General features: G+C 71.0%; 3 protein-coding genes. All 3 read right to left on the bottom strand.

The genetic code is table 11. The annotated features are described in order from the left end of the window. On the bottom strand, positions 1-1076 hold a 1076-nt coding region (locus G6031_RS18235), incomplete at its 3' end, for a DNA translocase FtsK 4TM domain-containing protein (protein WP_241737418.1). 60 nt (positions 1077-1136) lie between these two features. Beyond that, positions 1137-1793 carry a TIGR03085 family metal-binding protein gene (locus G6031_RS18240; RefSeq protein WP_182644384.1) on the bottom strand — a complete coding sequence of 219 codons (657 nt, stop codon included), beginning with the start codon at positions 1791-1793 and terminating at the stop codon, positions 1137-1139. Positions 1794-1798: 5 nt separating this feature from the next. Next, the coding region (locus G6031_RS18245) for a ribonuclease J (protein ID WP_241737419.1) at positions 1799-3993 on the bottom strand (2195 nt) is incomplete at its 5' end.

Raw genomic sequence — 3993 nt, forward strand, 5'->3', positions numbered from 1 at the left:
CGGACCCTGCGCCGGACGCCGGCGGTGGACTCGACGGGGGCGTCGTCCGGCCCGTCGCCCGGGTCCGCCGACGCCCCTGCGGCCGCCGGCATCTCGACCGTCTCCCCGGTGGTCGGGGTGTCCGACCAGGCGGCCACCCGGCGGCGAGCCGGACGTCTCGGTGCGGTCCGCTCCCGGTCGACCGGTGTCCCGGTCTCGGCGATCGGGTAGGCGGTGGTGGCGTCCGGGTCGTCCCAGTCCGCTGCGGGCTCCTCGTGGTCGACGATGTCCCCGCTCCCGTCCCAGCCGAAGAATCCGCGCACGATGCCGGGGATCTCCCTCGCCGGGCGTCCCACCAGCACCAGCACTCCGAACGCCACGAGCAACACGAGGAGCGGGACGGCGACGAAGACGGACAGACCCGCCTCGAGCGTGCCCCCGACGATCCTCCCGAGGACGCCGGCTCCCCCACGGACCCCCTCCGGGTCCGAGGGCGACCCTGATCCCAGATGCCAGAGACCCAGCACACCCAGTGAGGTCACGGTGGTCCCGACCACCCACCTGGACTGGACGTCGGGTCGTGGCTCCCGCGCCATCACGAGGACGCCCCAGCCCCCGAGCAGCAACGGCAGGAGGGCACCCGGCGTCCCCACCACGGTGCGGATCCCGGTGTCGAACCACTCCCCCACCGGCCCCGCCGCTCCGAACCACACCGCTCCCGCGAAGACGATCGCGATGCCGACGAGGATCAACCCGAGCCCGTCACGACGGTGCGGCGGCGCAACACGCTCGTCGTCGGTTCCGCCTCGCAGCCCGCGCACCCCGTGACCGACCCCCTTCGCCACACCCGACCACCCGCCACGCAGACCGCGCCCGACGGCACCGAAGGCACCGGACGTCCGCTCCGGAGGTGGGGTGACCGCGCGGGAACCGCCGCGGGTGCCCGACTTCGGGGTGGAGACGACGGCGCCGCGACGGGAACCGCCTGACCGTGACGACGACGAGGTGGACGCGGCGGATCGCTGTGCGCCGGACTTCGAGGCCGGGCGTCGTCCACCGGGGGCACGGGTGGATCGCGTGTTCGAGCTGGGTGCCATGGGGGTCACTCTATCTTCTCGGACCCCATTGGTAACAGCAGCCACACGGGCCGGGGTCGGTCAGAAGCCCCTCGGTACCGCCCGGACCGCGTCGATGCCCCCCTGGGCTCCGGATATGTCCACGTCCACCGCGTCCCTGCCGAACGCCCACAGGATCAACTCGACGGGGGCGGCCGTCACACTGACCATCGGGGCCAACGCGGCGCCCGTGGACACCGCACCGGACTTGGTCAACGTGATCCCCGGTGGGGTGCGCAGGTCGACCCGGGCGGACACCCGACGGAGGAACGTCCTGGCCACCGTGGTGCCCAGCGCCCAGATGCGATCGAGGTCCTCGACGTCGAACTCCCGCGTCGTCCATTCGCCACCGGCCCGGCGGACGTCCTCGTGGTGGACGAGGTACTCCGCGGCGTTGGCCACCCGGTCTGCGTAGCGGAGCGGCGAGTACCACGGCGCACCCGCCGCGATCTTCTCGAGCAGTTCGTCCCACGGACGCTCGGCCTCACGGAGGCGCAGTTCCTCCATCCGCGAGGCGAGCGCCGGCAGGACGATTCCCGCGGCGGCGTCGGGGCGTGCCTCCCGCACGACCAGGTGCGCCGCGAGATCCCGGGTCGTCCACCCGGCGCACAGCGTCGGTGCCTCCGGCCCGGCGGCGCGCATCGTCTCGACGAGAGCGCTGCGCTCCCGCTGCGCCAGTGTCCGCCGGTCGGCATTCACCGGACTCAGTCCTGCGCTGCCACGGAGGTGATGACGGTGGGCACGATCATGGGCTTGCGACGCCACTTGTCGGAGACCCAGGTGCCCACGGTGCGGCGGACCGCCTGCGCGAGTCGGTAGGGGTCGGTCTCACCCTCCCCTGCCAGGTCCCACAGTGCGTTCTCGACCAGCTCGACGACCGGGGCCAACGCGCCCGGCTCGTCGGTGAATCCCTTGGCGATGATCTGGGGCTTGCTCACCGGTCGACCGGTGCGGGGGTCCACCACCACCGTGGCGACGATGAAGCCGTCCTCGGACAGCGCGGTGCGGTCCGCCAGCACGGTGTCGCCGACGTCGCCGGTGGACAGACCGTCCACGTACAGGTGGCCGACCGGGATCTGACCGACGGTGGACGCCTTGCCGTCGACGAGGTCCACCACGACGCCGTTCTGTGCGAGCACCACGTGCTCCGCCGGCACGCCGGTCGCGACCGCCAGGGCCCGGTTGGCCCGCAGGTGCCGCCACTCTCCGTGGACGGGCATGGCGTTCTTCGGCCGAACGGCGTTGTAGACGAAGAGCAGCTCGCCCGCGTCCCCGTGTCCGGAGACGTGGATGTTGGCATCACGGCTGGTCACCACGTTCACGCCCATCTGGGACAGACTGTTCTGCACGCTGAAGACCGGCTCCTCGTTGCCCGGGACGATCGACGAGGAGAACAGCACGGTGTCGCCCTCGGAGAGGTTGATCTGCCGGTGCTCGCGGCGGGCCATCCGGGACAACCCCGCCATCGACTCCCCCTGGGTCCCGGTGGTCATCACGAGGACCTTCTCGGAGGGGAGCTTCGCCGCGGCGTCCATGTCGATCAGAACGCCCTTCGGGTCCGTGAGCAGACCCAGTTCGAGCGCGATCTCCATGTTCCGGATCATGGACCGACCGGTGAGCGCGACCTTCCGGCCGCAGGCCTCGGCGGCCGCGATGACGGACTGCACGCGGTAGACGTTGGAGGCGAAGCAGGCCACCACGACGAGTCTGCGGGCGTCGCTGATGAGCCGCTGGAGAGCGGGGCCGACCTCGGACTCCGAGCGGCTGACTCCCGGGGTGGTGGCGTTGGTGGAGTCCAACAGCAGCAGGTCGATACCCTCGTCGCCGAACCGTGCCATCTTGGCCAGGTCGGTCGGCCGCTTGTCGGTGGGAAGCTGGTCGAGCTTGATGTCGCCGGACATCATCACGGAGTTGCCGCCCGCACGGACGACAACGCCCAGGCACTCGGGGATCGAGTGGTTGACGTCGAAGTAGCGGACCTCGAACGGGCCGAACGAACTCACGCTCGACTCGTCGACCTGCTGGAAGACCGGCTTGATCCGGTGCTCCCGGCACTTGGCCGCCACCAGGGCCAGGGTGAACCTGGATCCCACGACAGGGATGTTCGGGCGCAGTTTGAGAAGGAACGGGATCGCACCGATGTGGTCCTCGTGGGCGTGCGTGAGAACGAGGGCCTCGACCTGGTCGAGTCGGTCCTCGATGTGACCGAAGTCCGGGAGGATCAGGTCGACTCCGGGCTCCGTCGAACTCGGGAACAGGACACCGCAGTCCACGATCAGCAGCTTCGAGTCGTACTCGAAGGTCATCATGTTGCGGCCGATCTCCGTGATCCCGCCGAGCGCGACCAGGCGCATCGCACCCTTGCGCGGCTTGGGCGGGCTGGGCAGCCGGACCGTCATGTCCCCGCCCTGCATGGTCTTGACGCCCCCGAACTCGGCGGTGGAGGTGGTCCCGTTACCCCGACCGCGGCCCCGGCCACCACGGCCACGGCCGCCGCCGTTCTGACCGCCACCCTGGTTGCCGCCGTTCTGGCCGCCGCTGTTCTGACCGCCACCGTTCTGGCCGCCGTCGGAGGACGCTCCGCGCCCGCGACCACGCGAGGCGCCCTTGGGGGCGTCCTGCTTCTGGTCCTGCTGACCCTTGTTCTGCTGGCCCTTGGACTGGCTCCTGCCCTGCTGGCCGCCGCCCTGCCGCTCCTGGCCCTGCTTGTTCTGATCCTGCTTGTTCTGATCCTGCTTGTTCTGATCCTGCTTGTTCTGTTCCTGCTTGCCCTGGTCCCGGGCCGGGCGGTCGTCTCCGCCGTTCGCCGCGGGCGCATTCGAGACGGGCGTGGGCTCCGTGAACTGCACGGCGGTCGCGGGTGCGGGCTCGCCGGTGGGGCGGCCGGCAGCGCGGCGGG

The organism is Dietzia sp. CQ4 (genome assembly GCF_014145125.1).
Classification (GTDB): domain Bacteria; phylum Actinomycetota; class Actinomycetes; order Mycobacteriales; family Mycobacteriaceae; genus Dietzia; species Dietzia natronolimnaea.